This is a genomic window from Streptomyces sp. GC420 (assembly GCF_009916105.1).
Classification (GTDB): domain Bacteria; phylum Actinomycetota; class Actinomycetes; order Streptomycetales; family Streptomycetaceae; genus Streptomyces.
Map to the genome: position 1 here is coordinate 1 of NZ_JAAAXQ010000710.1, position 1,760 is coordinate 1,760.

Below are 1,760 nucleotides of genomic sequence, written 5' to 3' on the forward strand. Positions count from 1 at the left end.
CGGGGACGGCAACGGTGACGCGGCGGGCGGCGTCGCGCAGGTCGAGGGAAAGTTCGGGGACAAGCCCGAGATCTCCGTTCCGAAGGACGGCGAGCCGTCCGGCACCACCGTGGTCAAGGCCGTGTCGCGCCCCCGGGGTGCGGCGCGCCGTACGCTCGTACTCTGATGCACACGCGTTCACACGTATTCATGGGCGGCGCAGGACGGAGGAACCGCGTGCCGGTGGAGATCACCTGGTGGGGCCATGCCACCTGCACGATCGAGGACTCCGGGGTGCGGCTGCTGACGGATCCGCTGTTCGCGGCCCGGCTGGCGCACCTGCGGCGCAGACGCGGACCGCTGCCGCCGGCCGGCGCGGCCGCGGCCGACGCCGTGCTGATCTCCCATCTGCACCACGACCACCTGCACCTTCCCTCGCTGGCCAGGCTGGCGCCCGGCACCCGGCTGCTGGTGCCGCGCGGCGCACTGCGGTCGGTGCCGGCGCTGCGCCGCATGGCGGGGCGGCTGGACATCACGGAGGTGTCGGCCGGCCAGGAGGTCCGGGTCGGGGACGTGGTCGTGCGCGCGGTACCCGCCGAGCACGACGGGCGGCGTTTCCCGGTCGGGCCGCAGCTGGCCCCCGCGCTCGGCTACGTCGTGACCGGGGCCGCCCGGACCTACTTCGCCGGGGACACCGGGCTGTTCCGGGACATGGCGAGGGCCGTCGGCCCGGTGGACGTGGCCCTGCTGCCGGTGGGCGGCTGGGGGCCGTATCTGGGGCACGGGCACCTGGACGCGGGGCGGGCCGCGCAGGCGCTGGCCGATCTGTCGCCGGGCAGCGCGGTGCCGGTGCACTACGGCACGTACTGGCCGATCGGCATGGACGCGGTCAGGCCGCACGAGTTCCACTCCCCCGGCGACGAGTTCGCACGGCGTGCGGCAGCGCTGGCCCCCGATGTGTCCGTGCACCGGCTGGGCCACGGCGAGAGCATGCGGCCCGAGGTCGCCGGGTGAGGGCGCTGCTGCTGGCGGCGGCCGCGGGTCCCGGGGCCGTGGACGTCACCGGGGTGACCCCGGAGTCGGCGCAGGCCGTGGGTCTGCCCACGCTGTTCCTGCTCGTGGCGCTGGGCGCGCTGGTACCGGTGGTGCCCACGGGGGCGCTGGTGAGTTCGGCCGCGGTGGTGGCCTTCCACCAGACCCTGCCGTTCTCCCTCCTCTTCGTCTTCACGACGGCGACGGTCGCGGCCTTCCTCGGGGATCTCGCGCTGTACTGGCTGGGCGGGCGCGGCGTGGGGTCGAGGAACGGCTCACGCTGGCTCTCCTCGCTGCACCGGCGGGTCACCAACGACCGGCTCGAGCAGGCGCGGCGCAGACTCGACGAGCACAAGGTGCAGGTGCTGGTGCTGTCCCGGCTGATGCCTGCCGGGCGGATCCCGGTGATGCTGGCCTGCCTGCTGTCCCGGATGCCGCTGCGGCGGTTCGCGCGCGGGGACGTCCCGGCCTGTCTGGCCTGGTCGGCGGCGTACTCGCTGATCGGGATCCTCGGCGGTTCGCTCTTCCCGGAGCCGTGGCAGGGCGTGGCCGCCGCCGTCGTGCTGACCCTGCTCATCAGCGCGACGCCGACGGCGTGGCGCAGGCTGCGCGGGACCGCGGGGGCGCCCGGGTGACGTGGGACGCCCGGGTCACGTGGGGCCGGCATCCGGCCCGCCGGGCAGCGTCCCCGCCCGGCCGGTCCCCGCCCGGCCGGTCCCCACACAGCCGCGTCCCCGCCCGGCCGTGTC

2 protein-coding genes are annotated in these 1,760 nt (G+C 75.7%); both read left to right on the forward strand.

Translation table 11 applies throughout. The annotated features are described in order from the left end of the window. Positions 1 to 216 precede the first annotated feature (216 nt). Positions 217 to 993 carry an MBL fold metallo-hydrolase gene (locus GUY61_RS38010; RefSeq protein ID WP_166634845.1) on the forward strand — a complete coding sequence of 259 codons (777 nt, stop codon included), beginning with the start codon at positions 217 to 219 and terminating at the stop codon, positions 991 to 993. Between the two features lie 38 nt (positions 994 to 1,031). Then, positions 1,032 to 1,646, forward strand: a complete 615-nt coding sequence (locus GUY61_RS38015) for a VTT domain-containing protein (RefSeq protein WP_166634846.1) — start codon at positions 1,032 to 1,034, stop codon at positions 1,644 to 1,646. Positions 1,647 to 1,760 lie beyond the last annotated feature (114 nt).